18 protein-coding genes and 1 pseudogene are annotated in these 20,489 nt (G+C 69.5%); 11 read left to right on the plus strand and 8 right to left on the minus strand.

The window, feature by feature from the left end; all coding sequences use genetic code 11:
* The first annotated feature begins 172 nt into the window (after positions 1-172).
* From OG883_RS15855 to OG883_RS15870, 4 genes are all read left to right on the plus strand, one after another.
* Complete coding sequence (locus OG883_RS15855; protein ID WP_266540537.1) at positions 173-865, plus strand: hypothetical protein; 693 nt, start codon at positions 173-175, stop codon at positions 863-865.
* Positions 862-1,290, plus strand: a complete 429-nt coding sequence (locus OG883_RS15860; RefSeq protein ID WP_266540539.1) for an RDD family protein — start codon at positions 862-864, stop codon at positions 1,288-1,290. The genes OG883_RS15855 and OG883_RS15860 overlap by 4 nt, the downstream gene beginning before the upstream one ends.
* A gap of 285 nt (positions 1,291-1,575) precedes the next feature.
* A complete protein-coding gene (locus OG883_RS15865) occupies positions 1,576-3,078 on the plus strand; it encodes a PHB depolymerase family esterase (protein ID WP_266540541.1) in 1,503 nt (500 codons plus the stop codon).
* A 340-nt stretch (positions 3,079-3,418) separates the two neighbouring features.
* Positions 3,419-4,780 carry a 3-hydroxybutyrate oligomer hydrolase family protein gene (locus tag OG883_RS15870; RefSeq protein WP_266541589.1) on the plus strand — a complete coding sequence of 454 codons (1,362 nt, stop codon included), beginning with the start codon at positions 3,419-3,421 and terminating at the stop codon, positions 4,778-4,780.
* Positions 4,781-4,980: 200 nt separating this feature from the next.
* Here OG883_RS15870 and OG883_RS15875 read toward each other — a convergent pair whose 3' ends face one another.
* Together OG883_RS15875 and OG883_RS15880 are read right to left on the minus strand one after the other, a co-directional pair.
* The gene (locus OG883_RS15875) at positions 4,981-5,844 is read right to left on the minus strand and encodes an ABC transporter permease (RefSeq protein WP_266540543.1); all 864 of its coding nucleotides are present in this window, start codon (positions 5,842-5,844) and stop codon (positions 4,981-4,983) included.
* Positions 5,841-6,752: an ABC transporter ATP-binding protein gene (locus OG883_RS15880; RefSeq protein ID WP_266540545.1), complete on the minus strand. Its 912-nt coding sequence runs from the start codon at positions 6,750-6,752 to the stop codon at positions 5,841-5,843. Before OG883_RS15880 ends, OG883_RS15875 begins: the two co-directional genes overlap by 4 nt.
* A gap of 132 nt (positions 6,753-6,884) precedes the next feature.
* On the opposite strand from OG883_RS15880, the gene OG883_RS15885 reads away from it, so the two are divergent.
* Together OG883_RS15885 and OG883_RS15890 are read left to right on the plus strand one after the other, a co-directional pair.
* Positions 6,885-8,054 carry a sensor histidine kinase gene (locus tag OG883_RS15885; RefSeq protein WP_266540547.1) on the plus strand — a complete coding sequence of 390 codons (1,170 nt, stop codon included), beginning with the start codon at positions 6,885-6,887 and terminating at the stop codon, positions 8,052-8,054.
* Positions 8,051-8,722: a response regulator transcription factor gene (locus OG883_RS15890; protein WP_266540549.1), complete on the plus strand. Its 672-nt coding sequence runs from the start codon at positions 8,051-8,053 to the stop codon at positions 8,720-8,722. The genes OG883_RS15885 and OG883_RS15890 overlap by 4 nt, the downstream gene beginning before the upstream one ends.
* Before the next feature lie 61 nt (positions 8,723-8,783).
* Here OG883_RS15890 and OG883_RS15895 read toward each other — a convergent pair whose 3' ends face one another.
* Positions 8,784-9,602, minus strand: a complete 819-nt coding sequence (locus OG883_RS15895; protein ID WP_266540550.1) for a tyrosinase family protein — start codon at positions 9,600-9,602, stop codon at positions 8,784-8,786.
* A 39-nt stretch (positions 9,603-9,641) separates the two neighbouring features.
* Complete coding sequence (locus OG883_RS15900; protein WP_266540552.1) at positions 9,642-10,127, minus strand: tyrosinase family oxidase copper chaperone; 486 nt, start codon at positions 10,125-10,127, stop codon at positions 9,642-9,644.
* A 653-nt stretch (positions 10,128-10,780) separates the two neighbouring features.
* On the opposite strand from OG883_RS15900, the gene OG883_RS15905 reads away from it, so the two are divergent.
* Positions 10,781-11,308 carry a GNAT family N-acetyltransferase gene (locus OG883_RS15905; protein WP_266540554.1) on the plus strand — a complete coding sequence of 176 codons (528 nt, stop codon included), beginning with the start codon at positions 10,781-10,783 and terminating at the stop codon, positions 11,306-11,308.
* 428 nt (positions 11,309-11,736) lie between these two features.
* Here OG883_RS15905 and OG883_RS15910 read toward each other — a convergent pair whose 3' ends face one another.
* Entirely contained in the window at positions 11,737-12,096 is a 360-nt protein-coding gene (locus tag OG883_RS15910; protein WP_323180909.1) for a peptidoglycan-binding domain-containing protein, read from the minus strand.
* Between the two features lie 1,572 nt (positions 12,097-13,668).
* Here OG883_RS15910 and fusA point away from each other — a divergent pair.
* Positions 13,669-15,741 (plus strand): elongation factor G, encoded by a 2,073-nt coding sequence (gene fusA / locus OG883_RS15915; RefSeq protein WP_266540556.1) that lies wholly within the window; start codon positions 13,669-13,671, stop codon positions 15,739-15,741.
* 249 nt (positions 15,742-15,990) lie between these two features.
* Here fusA and OG883_RS15920 read toward each other — a convergent pair whose 3' ends face one another.
* The gene (locus tag OG883_RS15920) at positions 15,991-17,406 is read right to left on the minus strand and encodes a DEAD/DEAH box helicase (RefSeq protein ID WP_266540558.1); all 1,416 of its coding nucleotides are present in this window, start codon (positions 17,404-17,406) and stop codon (positions 15,991-15,993) included.
* A gap of 272 nt (positions 17,407-17,678) precedes the next feature.
* On the opposite strand from OG883_RS15920, the gene OG883_RS15925 reads away from it, so the two are divergent.
* The 3 genes from OG883_RS15925 (at position 17,679) to OG883_RS15935 (ending at position 19,308) form a co-directional block, all read left to right on the plus strand.
* The gene (locus tag OG883_RS15925; RefSeq protein WP_266541594.1) at positions 17,679-18,212 is read left to right on the plus strand and encodes an RNA polymerase sigma factor; all 534 of its coding nucleotides are present in this window, start codon (positions 17,679-17,681) and stop codon (positions 18,210-18,212) included.
* Positions 18,213-18,214: 2 nt separating this feature from the next.
* Positions 18,215-18,829 carry a hypothetical protein gene (locus tag OG883_RS15930; protein WP_266540560.1) on the plus strand — a complete coding sequence of 205 codons (615 nt, stop codon included), beginning with the start codon at positions 18,215-18,217 and terminating at the stop codon, positions 18,827-18,829.
* Between the two features lie 164 nt (positions 18,830-18,993).
* The gene (locus OG883_RS15935; RefSeq protein ID WP_266540562.1) at positions 18,994-19,308 is read left to right on the plus strand and encodes an NUDIX hydrolase; all 315 of its coding nucleotides are present in this window, start codon (positions 18,994-18,996) and stop codon (positions 19,306-19,308) included.
* Positions 19,309-19,405: 97 nt separating this feature from the next.
* Here the strand turns inward: OG883_RS15935 and OG883_RS46775 are convergent.
* Both OG883_RS46775 and OG883_RS15945 read right to left on the minus strand, forming a co-directional pair.
* A pseudogene (locus tag OG883_RS46775) lies at positions 19,406-19,513 on the minus strand (transposase); the annotation flags it as partial.
* A 173-nt stretch (positions 19,514-19,686) separates the two neighbouring features.
* Positions 19,687-20,325, minus strand: coding sequence for a maleylpyruvate isomerase N-terminal domain-containing protein (locus OG883_RS15945; RefSeq protein ID WP_266540566.1), 639 nt, complete (start codon positions 20,323-20,325; stop codon positions 19,687-19,689).
* Positions 20,326-20,489 lie beyond the last annotated feature (164 nt).

Genomic DNA, 20,489 nt, shown 5'->3' on the forward strand with positions numbered 1-20,489 from the left:
GTGGGGGCCACGCCTTGATCTGCTGCAAGTCCTCGAAGAGCTCGTGATGAAGCCGACCGACTGACGGCAGCTAGTGTGGCGTGCACACAGCAAACGCGTGAGGACATGCGGGTGGACGGGGGTATGCGGGCGGACTCTGCCTTCTCCCGGAAGCGAGGGGGCGGAGGGGCTGGTGGCGGCGAGGTACGAACTGGTCGAGGACGGCAGGGCGGGCGGGGCGGTCAAGGTCGTCGCGACCGGCCCGGGCGGGAAGGATTCCCGCCGTACCGTGGCGCATCTGCTGCGCAGTTCCTCCGGTGGCCCCAACGCCTACCGGCCCGGTGCCCGGGAGATCGTGCTGTACGGCGGGGACGACGCCCGGCGCAAGGTGCTCGCCATCGTGACGACCGAGCACGGTACGGGTTTCGGCATCGCCGGGCCCGCTGCCGTCTACCTCGTGCAGGACCCGGACGGCGCGCCGATCGGGCGGATCAGGCTACGCCGCGGCCTGTGTTTCCGCCTGGGCCGGTCCCGGTGGACCGTCGATCAGAAGGCCACAAGCGCGGGCACGGTCCAGGCGTCAGCCCGGGGCGTGGCCGGCAGGCTGGGCTGGTGGGCGCTGTGGTGGACCGTGTTCCTGCCGTACAACATCGTGATGCTCCTCGCCCTCTTCGCCGGCGCGGGAGAGGACCCGGTGACCACCCCGCGCAGGATCGTGTGGCGGGACAACTCGGGCCGGACGGCGATGATTTTCCGGGGGATGGCGGGCGACTACCGGGTGATGCAGGAGCACTGGGATCCGCGACTGGTCGCGGCACTTGTGGGGATTCACCAGACGTACGCCTCGCTGGCGATCACGGACAGCAAGGACTGGTACCACCGATGACGGTGGACAACGGGAAGTGGAGTGTCCCCGGGCAGGGGCGTCGACTCGTGGCCGTGGCAGTCGATGCGGTCCTCGCCGTGCTCTCCGCGCTCGGAGTCGGTGTCGCCGTGAGCATCGAGGCGGTCGATGGGGTACTGGTTGTGGGTCCCCAGTGGGGAGCAGCCATCGCCGTGGGGTTTGCTTTCTCGTTCCTCAACCAGGTGGTGATGACCTGTGCGGTACGAGCCAGTATCGGTAAGGCCGTTGCGGGGCTTCGGGTGGTGCGTACGCACGACGACATGCGCCCACGGTTCGGTCAACTCACGCACCGGTGGCTGTTCGGCTTCTACTGGATGCTCGTCTTCGTGCCCCTGCACGTTGCGTCGGATTCTGATGTCGAGCAACAGGACGCAGCGGGGCTGCGCGTGATCCGGCCGGCGGCCTGACACGCCATTGACCTTGAAGGGTTACGGCCCCGGAGGAGGCACGCCGCACGACGGTCACACCGTAGACGGCTTCTGTCAGGGCCTGTTAGCACCGGCTGGGCCTTTCCGCAACAGGTGGCAGCCCCTACGCGGCAGCCGCGTTGTGGAGCGCCTCACCATGGCGTAGCGGATGGCGCGCTTCCTACTGTGACCGCACCCCCGGCCGTCCTCCTGCCTGAGACGGCGGCTGAGGCCACGGGATCACCTGCGATCCCGTAAGTCCTTCGGGAGGTCACGTTGTTGCCCATGCCGTCGTCGAATCCCGCCCCACGGAGATCGTCACCACGGACCACCGCACCGCCCGGCCGCCGGCGCCGCATCATGGGGAGACTGGCCGCTGCCATCATTCTGGCGACGGGCGTGGCACTGCTGTCGCCCGCACCCGAGGCACAGGCAGCCGTCCCCCTGGAGCGAGTGAGCAACTTCGGGGCCAACCCGGGCAGCCTGAACATGTACGTCTACCGGCCGTCGTCCCTGCCTGCGAACGCGCCGGTGGTGGTGGCTCTGCACGGCTGCACGCAGAGCGCCCAGATCTACGCCGACAATTCGGGGCTGACCACGTTCGCCGACCGGCACGGCTTCCTGCTGGTCTTCGCGGAAACCACCTTCGCCAACAATGTGAGCCAGTGCTTCAACTGGTTCCAGAACACGGACATCCGGCGCGGGCAGGGCGAAGCCGCCTCCATCCGGCAGATGGTCTCCCACGCCGTCTCGTCCTACGGCGCCGACGCCGGAGACGTGCATGTCACTGGTCTCTCGGCCGGCGGAGCCATGACGACGGTCATGCTCGCCGCGTACCCCGAGGTGTTCAAGGCCGGTGCGGTCGTCGCAGGACTTCCGTACGACTGCACCAAGGACACGGGAGCGTTGACCTGCATGAACCCCGGAGTGGACCGTACGCCCGCGGTGTGGGCGCAGCGGGTACGCGACGCCGGCCCCGGCTACTCGGGCCCGTGGCCGCGCGTTTCGGTGTGGCACGGTGACAATGACACGAAGGTCGTCCCGAAGAACGCCGACGAGCTGCGGGACCAGTGGACCCAGCTGCACGGTCTGGACCAGAGCCCGGACCGTTCTTCCGTCATCGGCCCCAACGGCACGCGCAGGACCGAGTATCTGGCCGGGGACGGAACCGTCGCCGTGGAGGTCAATCGGGTGCCGAACATCGCGCACGGCACCCCGGTCGACCCGGGCAGTGGCGCGGAGCAGTGCGGCCAGACCGGCACGGCGAACTTCATCGACTCCATCTGCTCCAGCTACTGGATCACCCGGTTCTTCGGACTGGACAGGTCCGCTCCGCAGCCGGGCAGGCTGCCGGCTCCGGCCGGACTGAGGGCGACTGGTGTCACCGACACGTCCGTCTCGCTGGACTGGGAACCGGTGGACGGGGCGGCCGACTACGCGGTGTACCTGGACGGCACGCGAGTCGCCACCCCGGCAGACTCCCGGTTCACCGACAGCGGCCTGGGGGTCGGAACCACTCATGCGTACAGCGTGGCGGCACGCGAGCCGACCGGGGCCGAGGGCGCCCGCTCCGCCCAGATCGCCGTGGCCACCACCGGCGCGGCACCTGCCTGCTGGACGGCGAACAACTACCAGCAGGTGCAGGCCGGCCGGGCTACCACCAGCGGCGGCTATGCCTACGCCAAGGGCTCCCAGCAGAACATGGGGCTCAACAACACGTTCGTCACCCACACCCTGAAGGAGTCCCCGGCGGGCTACTACGTCCTCGCCGACGGCGGCTGCCCCTGACCTGACCTGACCTGACCGGACCGGACCGGACCGGACCGGACCCGGGGACGGGGATGGGGATGGGGGCGAGCGGCCCTCTGTCGCAGATCACCGCGACCGCATGGTGCGGGGCGCCACAGCCGGGCGTCCGGCTATGGCGACCACGGCTCTGCCGGCGCCCCCGCGCCGCCCGGTAGCGTCCGGCCGCTCGGTACGTGTGCTCCCCCCAACGGAGGTACAGCCCATGTCACTTGTCCCACCGAACGACCCGCCGGCCAGAACGCGACCACGTCAGTGGTGCGGCCCGGTCCGTGCCCGCACCCAGTGGATCCGTGGCGCAGCCGTCGCCGCCGCGGCCGTGATGACATGGAGCACGGCCCCCGCCGGTGCCACGCCACAGGACGCCGGCCAGGACGGCCGACCGGGCCACTGCACCCGGATGAACTCCCTCACCGTTCTCGGGGCGGAACATCAACAAACCGCCTGCCTACAGGAGTTGACCACCGCCGGGACCGTGGCCTCGGGCCACACCGATCCCGCGGACTGGGCCGGACTGACCCCAAAGGGTCTCGCCACCCCGAGCGGCGTACCCGGTATCCAGATCGACGGGTACTTCCCCGACTCCTCGGCCACCAATACCAACCATGGCTGGAACCACGACTCCCAGTTCGTGATCCGGCTGCCCGACCGCTGGAACGGCGGCCTCGTGATCGCGGGTGCGCCGGGGGTTCGTGAGCAGTACGCCAACGACCGGGCCTTCGGTGACTGGATGCTCTCCCGCGGCTATGCATTCGCCGCCACCGACAAGGGCAACACCGGTGCGGCGTTCCACCGCGACGGCATCGCCCCGGGCGACGCCATCGCCGAATGGAACAAGCGGGTCACCCAACTCACCCGTGCGGCCCGGCTGGTCGTTGCCCAGCGGTACCACCGGCTCGCGTCCCGCACCCTCGCCATGGGGATGTCCAACGGCGGCTACCTCGTGCGCTGGCAGCTGGAGAAGCATCCCGAGCTGTACGACGCAGGGGTGGACTGGGAAGGCACCCTGTGGCGTACCGAAGGCCCGAATCTGCTGACGTTCCTGCCGCCCGCCCTGCGCGCCTACCCCACCTACGCGACGGGCGGCGAGGATGCTGAGAAGGCCCACCGGGAGATGACCGCCGCCGGATTCCCGGCCGGCTCGGAATTCCTCTGGCCGTTCCACCACCAGTACTACTGGGACATCACCCAACGGATCTACCGCGAGGAAGTGGACCCGGAGTATGACGGCGCGGCCGAGGCCGGCACGCCTTTCTGCGCACCGGGCAGCCCCGCCTGCGACGCCGACTACGACTACGCTTCCCGGCCCGACTCAGTCCGCGAGGCCATCTCCGCGATCGACCTGACCGGCCGGATCGGCAAGCCGCTGATCACCTTCCACGGCACGCTCGACGTGCTGCTGCCCATCAGCGAGACCTCGGACGTCTACGCCCGGATGGTACGCCGGGAGGGCCGTGGCTCACTGCACCGCTACTACCGCGTCGAAGGCGGAACCCATGTCGACTCGCTCTTCGACACCTTCCCCGACAAGCTGCGTCCGCTGGTTCCGTGCCACCGTTCCGCCGTCACCGCGCTGGAACGCTGGCTCGACGACGGTCGGCGACCGCCGCCGAGCCGGACCCTGCGCATGCCCGAAGGGGCCGACCCGGCCATGCTGCTCACCCGGTGCGCATTGACCGCGTAGCAACGCCTGCCCGTCCCACCCCGAGCGCACGTCGCCGACCGCGGTCCCCTCGCCGCTCGCCCGGACGGCACCCCTGCCATCACCGTCACACTGCCTGGCGACAGCAAGAGTTCCGCCGACTCGAGGCATTCCGCGAGGCCCGGCCGTGTGATCCGCACCGTCCAGCCGCTGCAGGCGGGCCTGCAGGCGCTGCGCCGGTCTCAGAGATCCCGGCGCCGCACGACAATCACGGCGACGGCCGCCGAGACGAGCGCCCAGGCCGCGAGCGCAATCCAGGAGCCCGCAACGGTGGCCGGGTATGCGCCCAGGCTGGTGGGGGAGTCGGGGTTCAGCGTCAGGCGGCCCTGCGCGGCGAGAGGCAGGTGGTTGCCGATCTCCTTCAACAGCCTGTACCTCTCGCCCCCGAAGAGCAGGGGCAGGATGAAGAGCACCCCTACGACGGCGACGATCGAGGCCGTGGCGTGTCGCAGGACGGCGCCGAACGCCAGCCCGATGAGGGCGCAGACCGGGATGACCAGCGCGTATGCCGCGATGGCCCGCAGACAACCGGGATCGTGGATCGAGAGGCCGACGTGGCGGGAGGCCAGCATCGCGTTGGTGGTGAAGAACGACGTCACGGAGACGATCACACCGAGCACGAGCGTGACCGCCGTGACGAGGGCCACCTTGGCCGTGATCACCGCGCGCCGGTCGGGAACGGCGGCGAGCGTGGTGCGGATCATTCCCGTGGCGTACTCGCCGAAGACCGTGATGGCGCCGAAGCCGGCCGCGGCCAGGGCCATGACGTCGGCGGCAATACTGCCCAGGCCGTGGAACAGCGGGTCGTACTTGAAGGGCGGGAAACCGGGTAGCGGCGGATGCGGCTGGTCGATGTACGTCAGGTCGGATCGGACGGCGTTCACGTTGATCACGACGGCGACGACGGCACTGAGGGCGAGCACCCAGTAGGTCGACCGGAGCGACCGCATCTTGATCCACTCAGCGGCGAGCAGGTCGACGAATCTGGGCACCCGTTCGGCCGCGCGCTCGGACGGCCTGGTGCCGGACAATGTCAGTGTGCTCATCGGGCTTCTCCTGCGAGGTATTCGACGCTGTCGGCGGTGAGGGACATGAACGCCGACTCCAGGGACGAGGCGTGGGTGGCGAGTTCGTGCAGCACGATGTGGTGCCGGTGGGCGAGGTCGCCGATCCGGGCCGCGGTCAGGCCGGTGACCCGGCCCGCCTGCTCGCTCTCCCGGCGCACCGACGCCCCCTCGGCGATCAGCACGGGCTCCAGGGCCGCCAGGCCGGGCGTGTGCACGCTCACGCTCAGGGAGGCGTTGCGGGCCGAGAAGTGCTCCAGGTTCTGGTCGGCGATCAGCCGGCCCCGGCCGATGACGATGAGCTGGTCGGCGGTGTGCTCCATCTCGGCCATCATGTGGCTGGAGACGAACACGGTGCGACCCTCGGACGCCAGACGGCGGAACAGGCCGCGCACCCACAGCACGCCCTCGGGGTCCAGACCGTTCAGGGGCTCGTCGAACAGGAGCACCGGCGGATCGCCGAGCAGGGCACCCGCGATGCCGAGACGCTGCTTCATCCCGAGGGAGAACCCCCCGATCCGGCGCCGCGCCGCCTTCGCCAGCCCGACCTCCTGGAGGACTTCGTCCACGCGGGACAGCGGGATGCGGTTGCTGCGGGCCAGGGCGGACAGGTGCGCGAGTGCGCTTCGCCCGCCGTGGACGTCTTGAGCGTCCAACAGCGCGCCGACGTGACGCAGTCCGCGCGGACGGTGTGAGAAAGGGACCCCGTTCACGGTGACGGACCCACCGGAGGGCGCGTTCAGGCCCAGGATCATCCTCAGCGTGGTGGATTTGCCGGCGCCGTTCGGGCCGAGGAAGCCGGTGACCTTGCCCGGTTCCACGGTGAAGGTCAGGTTGTCGACGGCAACGGTGTCGCCGTACCGCTTGGTCAGTCGGGTGGTTTCGATCACGGGTCCAAGCTGCCGGGGAGGGCACGAAGCCGACATCGGCCGGTGGATCACACTTGTGAGACCTGCCGGTAGCCCTGGGGATTACGCCCGTGGGCCAATGCCCCTGCGGCAGCACGTCGATAGGATCGACCGGTGATCGCCACTCCTCATCCACCCCTGCTCAAACGCGTGCCACCGGGTGTGTGGGTGGCGGCCTTCTGGTCGGCCCTCATCCTGGTACGCACGCTCCAACGGCCGAACGAGCTGCAGCGTCTACTCCGGTACAACGGCAACATCGAAGACGCGCCGCTCCTGGTCACCGCCATCGTCACGACCCTGGGCGCACTGCTCCTGTTCCGCGCACCCTTGGCGGCCGTGGCCATCGCGCTCACGGGCGCTGTCTTCTCCCTCGGGATGCCGGTGCGGGAGACCCCGTTCGTCCTGTTCCTTCTGGCCGACGTTCTGGTGGGCTACACCGCGGCAACGCGCTCGCGGCGTGTGTCGGTCCTCGCCGCCATGCTGCCGGCCGGCACGCTGGCCGGCTACACGCTCTGGCGGCTGGCACAGGGGTACTACTTCAACCTCTCGGTGCCTGCCGCCCTCGCATCGACCGTCGTCATCGCCTGGCTGATCGGCAACACGGTCCATCAGAACCGGTCGCACGCCGACACGGTACGCGCCCAGGCCACGCAGCAGGCGGTCACGGCCGAGCGGCTGCGGATCGCCCGGGAGCTGCACGACATGGTCGCTCACAACATCGGCATCATCGCCATCCAGGCCGGCGTGGGCAGCCGGGTCATGGACACCCAGCCCGCCGAGACACGCAACGCGCTGAACGCCATCGAGGCCACCGGCAGGGAGACCCTCGCCGGCCTGCGGCGAATGCTCGGCGCACTGCGGCAGAGCGACCAGGAGCCCGTGCCGCTCGACCCGGCTCCGGGTCTGGCCGCCCTCGATCAACTGGTCGGGAAGACCGCGGCCGCCGGGGTCCGGGTCGACGTCCGGTGGCGGGGGGACCGTCGTGACCTGCCCTCCGACATCGACCTGGCGGCCTTTCGCATCGTCCAGGAGGCGGTCACCAACGTGGTGCGGCATTCCGGCATCCGGCACTGCAGCGTGACGGTTGACCACCGGCCGGGCGAACTGGCCGTCGAGGTCGTCGACCGCGGTTGCGGCGGCACCGTGGCAGGCTCCGGATACGGCATCGTCGGCATGCGGGAACGAGTCGGTCTGCTGCACGGCGAGTTCAGCGCCGGGCCGCGTCCGGAAGGCGGCTTCCGCGTGGCAGCCCGGCTGCCGGTGCCTGTGGAGGCACGACAGTGATCCGTGTTGTTCTCATCGACGACCAGCCCCTGATCCGTACCGGCCTTCGCGTCCTCATCGCCGACACCCCCGACCTGGAGGTGGTAGGGGAGGCCGGAAGCGGTGCCGAGGCGGTGGAGCTGGTCCAACGGCTGCGGCCGGACGTCACCATCATGGACATCCGCATGCCAGGTATGGACGGCATCGAGGCCACCCGCCGGATCAACGCGGATCCGGAGTCGAGGACACACGTCCTCGTCCTCACCACCTTCGATGACGACGACTACGTCTACGGCGCGCTTCGCGCCGGAGCGAGCGGCTTCCTCGTCAAGGACATGCCGCTGGAGACCATCCTCGACGGGATCAGGATCGTCGCCGCCGGAGACGCTCTCATAGCTCCGAGCGTGACGCGCCGTCTCATCGAGGAGTTCGCGGCACGGCCCGAACCCGCCCCCGCCCGCCGGGTGGTAGTCGACGGCATCACCGAACGGGAACGGGAGGTCCTGACCCTCGTCGGCCGCGGCCTGTCCAACACCGAGATCGCCCAGGAGCTCTCCATCAGCGTGGCCACCGTCAAGGCGCACATCGCACGGCTCTTCACCAAACTCGACGCACGCGACCGGGTCCACCTCGTCATCCTCGCCTACGAGACCGGCCTGGTCGCGCCCCCCGGGTCGCCCCGGCGATGACGAGCTACCGCGCCGCCGCCGGTTACGGCAGCGGCGGCGCGAGCCCCACGGCGGCGGGGGATCAGCGGTAGGTGTAGTGCCGCGTGTGGTCGAGCATGTCCTCCGGTGTGACGTCGTTCCACGGCTTCATGGTGTCGCGCAGGCCGATGACATTGCGCTGAGCGGTGGTCGGCACGTATCCGGAGGACGGATGCCGGCTCTGCCAGTCGGCCCACAGTTTGTCGATGAAGCAGTGATGGAGCCAGAAGACCGGGTCGTTCGGCGAGGCTCCGGTGGTCATCTGGCCCCCGACCCAGACGTGGACCCGGTTGTGGAGGTTCGGGCCCCGCCAGCCCTCGACGTTGTTGCGGAAGCCGCTGGAGCTGCTGTTCCAGGGGGAGGCGTCATACGTGGGCATGGCCAAAACGCTGTCCACTTCGGCCCGGGTGGGCAGCTCCCGGACTCCGACGCCCAGTGACCGCCGTAGAAAGGTCCTTCCGTCGACCCGTATGTTCATGGGCCAGTTGCCGCCTCCGAAGGCGAACGGGCCGGAAGTGACCCGGCCGTCCCCGCTGCGGCCGTCGCCACCGAGGAAGTTGTCCGCCCACAGGGAGCTGCGGGGCGTACGGTCGACCGTCCAGTCCCAGTAGGGAAGGGTGACGGAGGGGTTGACGCTCTGCAGCGCCTGTTCGAACTGCAGCAGGAATCGGCGGTGCCAGGGGAGGAACGACGGCGAACGGTGTCCTGTCCGCTCACCGTTGTCGGTGTCACTCATGATGAAGGCGTTGTGGGTCGTGATGAACTCGTCATAGCGGCCCTGACGCTTGAGTTCGACGATGGCGTCGATGAAATCACGCTTCTCGGTGGCGGTCAGATCTGCTTGGTTCTTGCGGTCTGCCATGGCGACGATCCTTTTCGGTGGGAGGTCTCGAACGCGATGTCAGACGGTGACCGGTACGAGAGTTGCGCCATGGAGCTCGCGTACGGCGGCACGGGCGGCGTCACGCGGCGTGTGGTGTGTCTCGTAGTGGTTGATGACGCTGATCCAGGTGCCGTCCGAGTTCTGCATCACGTGCAGATCGTCGTCGTCCACGCGGACGACGAACTCCACTGGGCTGTGGCCGTCGTCCGCGGCTCGGCTCGTGTGGCCGCCGTGAGCGCTGTGGCCGTCATGACCGTCGTGGTCCTCGGCCGCCGGCCAGCCTTCGATGTGGCGACCGAGGTACACCTCGTCGAAAGGCTCCGGCACCTGTGCCGCGCGCGTGGCGGCAAGGTGTGTCGTACCGGCCCCGGGCTTACGGGAACCCTGGGGCGTGCCGGACCTCGACGCGGTCGCTGCCGCGATGGCAGCCGGGCCGGCGAGCGCGGCTCCGGCAAAAGCCAGCGTGGTCCCTCGCACCATGTCGCGGCGGGTGAGACGTTGCACGGTCTGCTCCTCTCGTCGGTCCACCGCGGGGCTCGGAAGACCCGCGGCAGGATCGTTTCTCCGTGAGACGGGACGCGACCGTCCCGTGCGGCCACATGCTGGCAGCGGTGAACGGGTCGCGAGAGGGGCCCTGCGATCACGTGGTCATGAACGAGACAATGTCCCGTGGAAAGTGCACTGTTCAACGGCGAAGATCTTCTTCCGTCGCCCTCTGACAGCCCGGAGGGAGCCGGAAACTTGGCCCACCGTGACGCTTGCATCCGTAAATCTTTCAGCTGTCATGTCCGACGCCGACCGTGCGTGCGTCAGCAACTCGACGAGAATGCACGGGCAGTGCCTGCTCCGCGGGGTAGGCGCTGTAGTTTCGGCGTCACCCTGACCTGACATCGACGGGCGCCAGGCGTGGGCTCGGCTCTCGATGGCCGCTGGTCGGCTCGGCGGTAGAAATCGCTGCCGCCCTTCATCGCACATTCCAGGCAGCCTGCGTGAAGCGAGGATCCACAGACGGGCCGTCGCCGAACTTCGACAAGGAGCAGTACAAGCGCGGCTATGTCTTCCTCGGCACCGTCACCGCCGCAGCCACCATGATCTGGCTTCGATCGTGACAGCCCGCAGACCTGTCCGCCTGACCTTGATCACGTTAGCTTGGCGGCATGTCTGAACTGCGTACCGATCGCCTCATGCTGCGCCGATGGCGCGAGTCGGACCTCGAACCGTGGGCGGCGATGAACGCCGATCCTGAAGTCCGGGAACATCTGGGAGACCTGCTGACGCCTGAGCAGAGCGAGGCCTCGGTGGCGCTCATGCAGTCCGAGTTCGACGAGCGGGGCTACGGGTGGTGGGCGGTAGAGGCGCTGGAGAGCGGTGAGTTCATCGGCCGCGCCGGCTTGGACGAGGTGGACGAGACCATGCCGTTTACGGGGGTGGATGTCGGTTGGCGGCTGACCCGCTCGGCGTGGGGACACGGATACGCTACCGAAGCCGCCCTGGCTGGCTTGGCCTTCGGCTTCGGGTCCCTCGGACTGCCTGAAATTGTTGCGTCGACGACCGTCAACAACACGCGTTCCCAGGCCGTAATGCGCCGGATCGGCATGACCCGTGACCCTGCCGACGACTTCGACGACCCGAGCGTGCCCGACGGGCCACTGCGCCGGTGCGTGCTGTTCCGGATCCGCCCGTGATCAGTTCACGCTCGGGCGTCATCCACTGCCACCTGTGCCCTGAACCCCCTCATGACCGGCCGGACAGGCCTTGGTTGGCCCATGAGCGTCCTCGTTGGCGAGTGTTTCCGCTCCAGTTGGCGCGCAGGGCAGCCCTTGGCCGGTGTGATCCGGATGTCTCCCTGGAGAAGACTCGTGGGCCTCGAGGTGCTCGGTATGGTCAGCCAGGGCAAGAAGCGCCTCGCCCCGACCCCGAGCCCCTTGCACGCCTCCAAGTTCGACGTTGCCCTCTGCCCGGCTGCGTGACGGGCGACCGGTTCAGCCCTTGAGCCCTACACCGCCGAGGGCATCGGCGCGCCACGTCCGTGCCGGGAGTAGGAGAGGACACCCGTGAGGACGATCCTGACGCCTTGGGCTGCCCCCTGAGGTCCTCGCAGGGTTGCCGCTGATCACGTGGTTCGCAGCATCAGGGCGTGGCGAGTGTGGTCGCCGTAGACGCCGGTCTCGTCGCCCCGGATGCCGTACCACTCTTGGAATCTGGCCACGGCCGCCCGGACCTCAACGTCGTAGCTGCCACCGATCGTGCCGTTGTCGTAGATGTCGGGGACCTGGCGCAGACGTACCTGCAACTCGTACACGCCATGGCCGCTGTCGCCCTGGCGCAGCACGCCCGTGCCTGGAACCTCGGGGAGCTTGGGAGCCGGGTTGTCGGGCAGCGGTCGGTCCGTTTGCCCGGAGGGCGGGGAGGGGACCGGCGGTGCGGGGTCGTCGTTGACCAGCAGCGAAGAGGCGAGGATCAATCCGCTCACGGCAACCCCTCCGAAGGCTCCGGTGAGACGAGTGTCCCGCCGCTCGGTGAAGGAACGCCATCCTCGATGTCTGTTCCTCGCGTGCGCGCTGACGGGTGACGGTGATGCCTTCGAGGGCGGGGCGATGAGTTGGTCCGCGGGCGGGGCCGGGCGTGGAGCCGGGCGTTGGGGGACAGCCGACCCGGTGGTGTCCGGGCGCGGGCCGGTCCAGCGGAGTGCGTCCTCCTGCGGCGGAGCCGGGGGCAGGAAGGTCACCGGCGGCGTGGCGTACGTCGGGCCTGCGCCGCTCGACATTGCCGGTTTTCCCACCGGCGGGGGCGGGACACTCTCCGGATGGGCGCCGCGCAACCACAGCGGCTCCACCACCACATCCCGCGGAGCATGGGCCTGGCGCCGGCCACCGTTCCGCCGAGGCTCCACGACAGGCGGTGAGATGGCGTGCGGAGGCTCCGGATCCAGGTACTCGGGCCCACGCCCTACCGGCTGTGTCCGTCGCAGTGGGGTCGGAGTCGGGGGCGAGGGCAGGGACGGGGCCGGATGAGTGGAGCCGGCGTCCCTCACCGGTTCGCTGCGTTGACGCCGGGACGGCGGCGGGGTCTCGGACAAGCCCTCCTGCCAGTCGAAGGCGTAGAGGTCGGCGCGGGCGGCGTCCAAGGCGTCCAGCACGGCCTGAAACGAGTCCCGTATCTCTTGGGCGGTATCAGGACCTGAACCGTGAGCTCGCCGAGGTTCGGTGTCGTTGAATGCCACTGGCAGTCTCCTCAACCAACGTCCGTGGAATGCCGTGTCTCGGACAGACCAGCAATGTCTTTCCAGAAGGGATACGTATCAAGATGTCGAGTGGTGATCGCAGGGGTTTTATGACGGGGAGCTGGGCTGCACGGGTCGGGCTTCGCTGTTTCGTTGTGAGGTGATACGCAGTCCGTGCGGGCTTGTCTCATCCCGCCCTCCGGGACGTAGCTCACATCTGATCGACTTCCTGGAGGAGTTGACCGCGTCTGCCGAACCCGCCTGGCGTGAACTCGGGCGCGGGCGCACGGTCGTGGGCTGCACCCGTCCGGCCTCGCCAGAGCGGCACTGCACCGGCCGCGGGACCATCCCCTCACGACCCCGGCACCGGCCCCCGGTCCCGACTCCCGGTCCCGACTCCCGGAAAACCCCGTGCCCCGGGCCGACTTCGCTCACTACACTCGCCACACGCGCTGCCGACAGAGCATCGCGCGCCTCATGCCGAGTGAAGAGAAGGGGAGCCTGGCCATGTGCATCAGCCGCACCGCCGCCTTCGTTCCCCCGCCCCGGTACGACGTGATCCCGGTGTCCAGCAGCGCGCGGTGCCGGCTGCGCGGCCGTCACCGTATGCCCGTGACGCACCTTTAGGTTCCGTCCCTCCCGTTCCCGTACGTCGCCTGCCCGGACATTTCTGCCGGGCAGGGCGGCGACACCGCGGCTGCCTGGTGCTCCCTCCTCCGCGGAAGAGCCCCGGGGCAGTCCCGGCCGGACCGGCGGGGGCGGGACGGCCTGCCGTCCGGGAATCGCGCAGCCCTTTTCTCATCACTCGAAAGGCCTTGGGCCATGCGCACCAACAGGCGTCCCGTCACTACCACTTCCCCCACCGCCGTCCGCAACCTGGGCATCCTCGCCCACGTCGACGCGGGCAAGACCACGATCACCGAACGCATCCTGTTCGCGACCGGTGCCATCCACAAGCGGGGCGAGGTCCACGACGGAACGACCGTCACCGACTTCGACGCCCAGGAACGCGACCGCGGCATCACCATCTCCGCCGCGGCTGTGAGTTGCACCTGGGGCGGACACCGCGTCAACCTGATCGACACCCCGGGGCACGTCGACTTCTCCGACGAGGTCGAGCGGTCCCTGCGGGTGCTGGACGGGGCGGTCGCGGTGTTCGACGCTGTCGCCGGAGTCGAGCCGCAGAGCGAGTCGGTGTGGCGCCAGGCCGACCGGCACGGTGTGCCGCGGATCGCGTTCGTCAACAAGCTGGACCGGGCGGGCGCCGACGTCGACACGGCGGTCGCCTCCATCCGGGACCGGCTGGGCGCCGTCCCCCTGGTGGTCCAGCTGCCCATCGGAAAGGAAGACGGTTTCACCGGCGTCGTCGACCTGCTGGGGATGCGCTCGTTGCTCTGGCACGCCGGCTCCGACACGTACGAGACGGGACCGGTCCCCGAGCCGCTGCGGGAGGAGGCGAACCGGCGCCGCCGGCTCCTGGACGAAGCAGTGGCCGAGCTCCATCCCGACGCACTGGAGGAGTTCTACGCGGCTTCGGCACTGACCGAACGGACGCTGGCCGGCGCCCTGCGCGAGCTGACCCTCCGTGGGGACGGCGTGGTGGTGCTGTGCGGCTCGGCGTATCGCAACCGCGGGATCGAGCCGCTGCTGGACGCGGTCCTGGCGTACCTGCCGTCGCCCACCGACATGCCGCCGGTGCGCGGGACGGTGGACGGCGTGGAGCAGGAACGCGCCCCCGACCCGGCGGAGCCGTTCGCGGCCCTCGCCTTCAAGGTGACGGCGACGGCGACCGGGCGGCTCACCTACCTCCGGGTCTACGCGGGCACCCTCCGCAAGGGCATGTCCGTACTGGACGCCGGTACGGGCCGTACGGAGCGAGTCGGCCGGATCCTGCGGGTGCAGGCCGACCAGCACGAGGAACGGGAGGAGGCGGTCGCCGGTGACATCGTCGCCGTGATCGGGCTGAAGGCCGCCCGGGCCGGCACGACCCTGTGCGCGCCGGGGGCGCCTCTGGTCCTCGAACCGCCCTCGGTGGCCGAACCGGCGGTGTCGGTGGCGGTCGAGGCCCGCCGCAGCATCGACACCGGCCGCCTCTCGGCGGCGCTGGCGCGGCTCGCCGAGGAGGACCCTTCGCTGGCGGTGCGGTCCGACGCGGAAACCGGTCAGACCGTGCTGTCGGGGATGGGCGAACTCCATCTGGAGGTGGCGGTGGAGAAGATCCGCCGCGGGCACGGGGTGGAGGTCGTCGTGGGCCGGCCGCAGGTCTCCTACCGGGAGACCGTCGTACGCGGGGTGACCGGCCTGGTCTACCGCCATGTCAAGCAGGATGGCGGCGCGGGGCAGTTCGCGCATGTCGTCCTCGACGTCGAGCCGCTGGAGGAGGCCGGCTTCGAGTTCCGGTCGACGGTCGTCGGCGGCCGCGTGCCTCAGGAGTACGCGCGCGCCGTGGAGGCCGGCTGCCGGGACGCCCTCGCCGAGGGCCCGCTCGGCGGCTTTCCGGTGACAGGGCTGCGGGTCACGCTCACCGACGGGGCGACCCACTCCAAGGACTCCTCCGAGCTGGCCTTCCGGGCGGCGGGCCGGTTCGCGCTGCGCGAGGCGCTGCGCGCGAGCACGGTGGAGCTTCTGGAGCCGGTCGTGGAGGTAACAGTGACCGTCCCGGAAAACGGCGTCGGGGGAGTTCTGGGTGATCTTGCCGCCCGCCGCGGCCGGGTCTCGGGGTCCACGGCCGAGGCCGGGACCGCGGTGATCACGGCGGCCGTGCCGCTGGCCGAGCTCTTCGGCTACGCGTCGCGGTTGCGGGGCCGGACCCAGGGCCGGGGTACCTTCACCACCCGGCCGGCGCCCCTCGCACCGGTACCGCCGTCGGTCGCCGGCGTGCTGCTGGCTCGATAGCCAGGAGGCCCGCGGCCCCCGTCCCGTGTTCCTGCCTGCCCCGCCCCGGCCCACCGGGGCGGGGTAGGTGCGTGCCGGCACTGGCGCTGGTCACGGACTACGGGAATCGCGGGGTGTGGGCGGCTCTGACGGCTGGACTGCCGGGGCCGTCTGTGCCCGGTCCGTTGACGGCCGCGCTGCGGCAGGGCCAGGCTCCGACCGGGGACAGCCCTGCCGGCGCTCATCCGCCCTGGCGGCCCTGTGCGGCCGTCAGTGGGCCTTGCGCACCCGGGCTGCCTTCCGGGCCTCCGCCGTCTTGCGGGCTTCGGCGGCCTTGCGGGATTCCTTGGGGGGACGGCCTGTGCGGTTGCCCAGGCCCCGGAAGGGCGCGTTGGTGTTCTTCGCCTTGTCCCCTGCCGGGGGGCGCTTGGCCCCGGTGATGCTGGTCAGCTTCTCCTCGCCGGACCGCACCTGCGTGACCGCCGGCCGGATCCCGGCGTCCGACATCATCCGGTTCACGTCGCGCCGCTGGCCGGGGGTGACCAGGGTGACCACGCTGCCGGACTCGCCCGCGCGCGCCGTGCGCCCGCCGCGGTGGAGATAGTCCTTGGCGTCGGCGGGCGGGTCGACGTTGACGACGAGGTCGAGGCTGTCGATGTGAATGCCGCGGGCGGCGACGTTGGTGGCCACCAGCACCGTGATCTCGCCGTCCTTGAACTGTGCGAGCGTGTGTGTGCGCTGCGGCTGCGACTTCCCGCTGTGCAGGGCGGCAGCCCGTATGCCGCTGCCCCGCAGGTGGCGGGTGAACTGGTCCACGCCGAGCTTGGTGTCCAGGAACATCAGCACCCGCCCGTCCCGGGCCGCGATCTCGGTGGCGGTGGCGTACTTGTCGGCCGGATGCACATGCAGCACGTGGTGCTCCATCGTGGTGACCGAACCTTCCGCCCGGTCGACCGAGGTGAACACGGGGTCGTGCAGGTAGTGCCGGACCAGATGGTCGACATTGCGATCGAGCGTGGCCGAGAACAGCATCCGCTGCCCGGGGCGCATGTGGTCCAAGATCTCCGAGACCTGCGGCAGGAACCCCATGTCGCACATCTGGTCCGCCTCGTCCAGCACCGTGATCCGTACATGGTCCAGGTGGCAGTCCCGGCGTGCGACCAGGTCGGCCAGCCGTCCCGGGGTCGCGACGACGACATCGGCTCCGGCCCGGATCGACGTCGCCTGCCGCCCGATCGACAGCCCGCCGACCACTGTCGCCAGCCGGAGCCCGAGCGCCTGCGCGTAGGGTGCCAGCGCGTCGCTCACCTGCTGCGCGAGTTCCCTGGTCGGCACAAGGACCAACGCGAGGGGCCGCTTGGATTCGGCGCGCCGGCCTGCCGTACGGACGAGCAGCGCCAGCCCGAAGGCAAGCGTCTTGCCCGAGCCGGTGCGTGCGCGGCCGAGGACGTCACGGCCGGCCAGGGCGTTCGGCAGGGTGGCCGCCTGGATCGGGAACGGTTCCCGCACCGCGAGACCGGTCATCGTCCTCACCAGCTCCGGCGGCAGATCCAGCTCGGCGAAGGACTCGGCCGGCGGCAGGCCCGGGACCACCGTCTCGGGCACCGAGAGTTCGCCCCGCGGCGCCGTGGCACGGTCGGTCTTGCCGGCACCGGAGCGCCCGGAGGCTGACGGCTTCGCGTTCATGGGGAACCTTCCTTGGTCTGGCGCCCGGAACGGGCCGGGGCCCGTACCTCTTCCCGGTACGGGCCCCGGCTGCGTCGAAGCGTGGGGCCATTTTACCAGCGCACGGCTCCCTCCAGCCGGACACCGTGAGCTCAGGGCCAGGAGCCGGAACTGCGGGCTCGGCGCGATCGACGTCGTCGTCAGGCGGTGTACAGGCAGGAGAGCACTCGGCAGCGCAGCCAGGAGAGCTCGTCGGCGAACGTTCTGCGCGCGTGCTCCGTCGTATGAGGGACATGAAGGGGGAGGGCGATCGGCTGATGGGCGAGACGCACAGATCCACGACCGGCGGGCCACTGCTGGAGCCGTCGGATGTCGAGCTGGTGCGCGCCATGCTGGCTCTCGGAGGGGTCCCGTGGGGCGAGCTCGAGGACGGTGTCCAGCAGGTCCGAGTCAAGTTGCTGGAGACGGAAGGCCGGATACGGAACCTGCGGGCGTGGCTGTCGGTCGTGTCCTCACGGGTCGCGGTCGACTGGCATCGGAGCCGGTCCAGGGACGCGTCGCTGCGGGAGAGGCTCGCGGCCCGCTGGCAGGACCATCCGCCCACCGGTCAGTCCGAGGATTCGCGGCTGCTCGCTCTCACCGTGGCTGAAGAGCTCGAAGGCCTTCCGGTGGCGCAGCGGCAGGTCCTCGCCCTGCGCTACTACGCGGACCTGACCGTGCGGGACATCGCGCACCGTCTCGGCGTCCCCGAGGGAACGGTGAAGAGCCGATTGCACACCGCCGTTGCCGCGCTTGGCCGCCGGCTGCGGGACATGGAGGTGATCTGACTGTGGCCAGCCAGAACGAGACGGACGAGGATGCGGTACGCCGCGCCCTGCGGATGATCGGCGGGGAGGCCGGCAGGGCCGACCCCGGCTCCGCTCCCGCGCAGGAACCGGTCTCTCTCGCAAAGCCCCGTCGCCGACGCCGCGTTGTCGCCGTGTCGCTCGCTGCGGCCGCCGCCGCGGCCGCCGCGTGCATCGCCGTGACCGTGTCCGTGATGAGCGGATCTTCCGGGCCCGCGTCCCGCGAGGAACAGAACGGACAGGGGCAGACCCTCGCCGAGTGGATAGCCTGCGCCCGCACCATCGCAGTCGGTGACGTCAGCGAGGTGCGCCCGTCCAGCAAGGGCCGTATCACCGTGGGCCTCGACGTCGCCGACTGGATCAAGCCGTCCCACGGTGACAGCCGGATCACCCTCGACCTGGTCGATCCGAGAGTGACCGAAGCCCGCCCGCCGATCGAGAAGGGGCAGCATCTGCTGATGGTGGTGCCCGAGCGTTCCGATCAGGAGACGTCCACGTTCGAAGGCGCCGAGCTGACCCAGTACCGGTCAACCATCACCAAGGCACTCGGCAAGGCCGAACACACCGCATGCCCCCATCCTTGGAGGCAAACCAGCTAATAGGGCTCGAAATATCTGATGCCTCTCGATCTGAACGAATGTGTATTCGCAGGTGCGCTGACAGGGCGGATCAGGCCCGTGAGGCGTGATTCCCTCGCGGGCGCCCTGTCCTGACCCTCTTGAAGCGTGATCGATAGATTGTCCTGTGCGGCCGGTTCGGAGCCGTGGAACTCGAGGTCCGGAGGGGCACATTGGGGGAGCACGTGCGTTCGCGCGTATCGGCGTATGCCATTGCTACCGCGCAGGACCAATTGCTGTTGACTCAACTCTCGGACGTCTCACCGGTCTTCACGCCGGGGCTGTGGCACCTGCCCGGCGGAGGGATCGATCCGGGCGAGCAAACACGGGAGACGCTGGAACGCGAGCTGCAGGAGGAAACCGGCCTTGAACTCCTTGACGCTCGCCTGGTGGACGCGCGGGCGTATACAGCCCACCGACTCGGGGTGAGCTGGAACCTGGTGGGACTCTTCTACCTCTGATCTTGCGTAGTGCTCCCCCCTTCACGGGGGAGGTGAAGCGCATCCTTGACCGGGCGGCACGGAGTGCCGCCGTATCACTGCGGAGCAGGAAAGCCCCTCACGCGGGGCGCTGCTGATTCTCGATGTATTGGCGTACAACGGTCAGCGGTGCCCCGCCGCAGGAGCCGGCGAAGTACGAGCCGGACCAGAAGTGACCGCCCCACAGGTAACGGCGTAGTCGACCGGCGAAAGCGCCCGGAGTGATCTCCCACTTCAGGGCGTTCGCCATGCTTGACGGCAACGGTGAAGCAACGGTTGCCGTCGGTCACCGGACAGCAGGGCCCCGTCCCCAGCCGGTCAGGGCGGCCCGCTGCGCTCATCGAGCTGTGCAGCAGGCACTCATGCGCCCTGCGTGCCGTACCAGCGCCAATCGGTGAGTTGTGGGCGATCGGGGAGGGCGGTGCGTCCAGTCGCCCACAACAGGATCTCCCAGACGTCACCATCAATGGCGATGTGGGGAAAGAGCTTCTTCAGGACCCGTTCGCACAACTCCCGTGGCGGCGACCACTCAAGATTCAACCCCTGAGTGATGTCATGGGTGTGCACGAGGGTCTCCACAACGGCCATTGCGGCAAAGCCCTCTGGATCCGAGGGTCCAAAGACGTGATAAGCAACGGTGGTCGGAGGAGCAGTGCGTAGGGCGGACGCAAGCAGGCCACCGCACGCCTCCAGGATGGTCAGGAGGCCCTCGGGGCCCGAGGCTCGCTCAACGAAGATGACGTTTGCCGGCCCACCGCTTCGGTCACTGCTCGTCCGGAACGGCAACACCGTGGTCATCGGCGGCTTCGCGAGCCCAAACCTTGCGGCGTAGGTGAACAGGTCATCGGCCAGATGCTCGAGCGTCTCCCAACATGTCCACTCGAGCGTTCCCGCCTTGGACTCCCACGCCTGGGGATCTGCATTCCTCAGGGCGTCTATGGCCAGGGTGACGACCCGGCGCACGTCCTCGCCGTCGATTGCGGTGTCTGTTCTGTGCATGCGGAGGATCGTAACAACGGCCACCGTGAGCCCCAGGGCGTTTACCATCGGATCAGCTCATTCCGATGAGGTCGGACGGTGGAGCGAGCAACATGCAGGATCAGGGCGGTTGATGCACCGTTCGACTGGGTTGCCCTGCTTGTGAGTCCGGCGGTCGAACCTCG

This window comes from Streptomyces sp. NBC_01142, assembly GCF_026341125.1.
Classification (GTDB): Bacteria; Actinomycetota; Actinomycetes; order Streptomycetales; family Streptomycetaceae; genus Streptomyces.

Coding starts and splice junctions, on each gene's coding strand:
- OG883_RS15860 (WP_266540539.1), top strand. CDS start 862: ATGACGGTGGACAACGGGAAGTGGAGTGTCCCCGGGCAGGGGCGTCGA.
- OG883_RS15865 (WP_266540541.1), top strand. CDS start 1,576: ATGCCGTCGTCGAATCCCGCCCCACGGAGATCGTCACCACGGACCACC.
- OG883_RS15870 (WP_266541589.1), top strand. CDS start 3,419: ATGACATGGAGCACGGCCCCCGCCGGTGCCACGCCACAGGACGCCGGC.
- OG883_RS15875 (WP_266540543.1), bottom strand. CDS start 5,844: ATGAGCACACTGACATTGTCCGGCACCAGGCCGTCCGAGCGCGCGGCC.
- OG883_RS15895 (WP_266540550.1), bottom strand. CDS start 9,602: ATGGCAGACCGCAAGAACCAAGCAGATCTGACCGCCACCGAGAAGCGT.
- OG883_RS15905 (WP_266540554.1), top strand. CDS start 10,781: ATGTCTGAACTGCGTACCGATCGCCTCATGCTGCGCCGATGGCGCGAG.
- fusA (WP_266540556.1), top strand. CDS start 13,669: ATGCGCACCAACAGGCGTCCCGTCACTACCACTTCCCCCACCGCCGTC.
- OG883_RS15920 (WP_266540558.1), bottom strand. CDS start 17,406: ATGAACGCGAAGCCGTCAGCCTCCGGGCGCTCCGGTGCCGGCAAGACC.
- OG883_RS15925 (WP_266541594.1), top strand. CDS start 17,679: ATGAAGGGGGAGGGCGATCGGCTGATGGGCGAGACGCACAGATCCACG.
- OG883_RS15945 (WP_266540566.1), bottom strand. CDS start 20,325: ATGCACAGAACAGACACCGCAATCGACGGCGAGGACGTGCGCCGGGTC.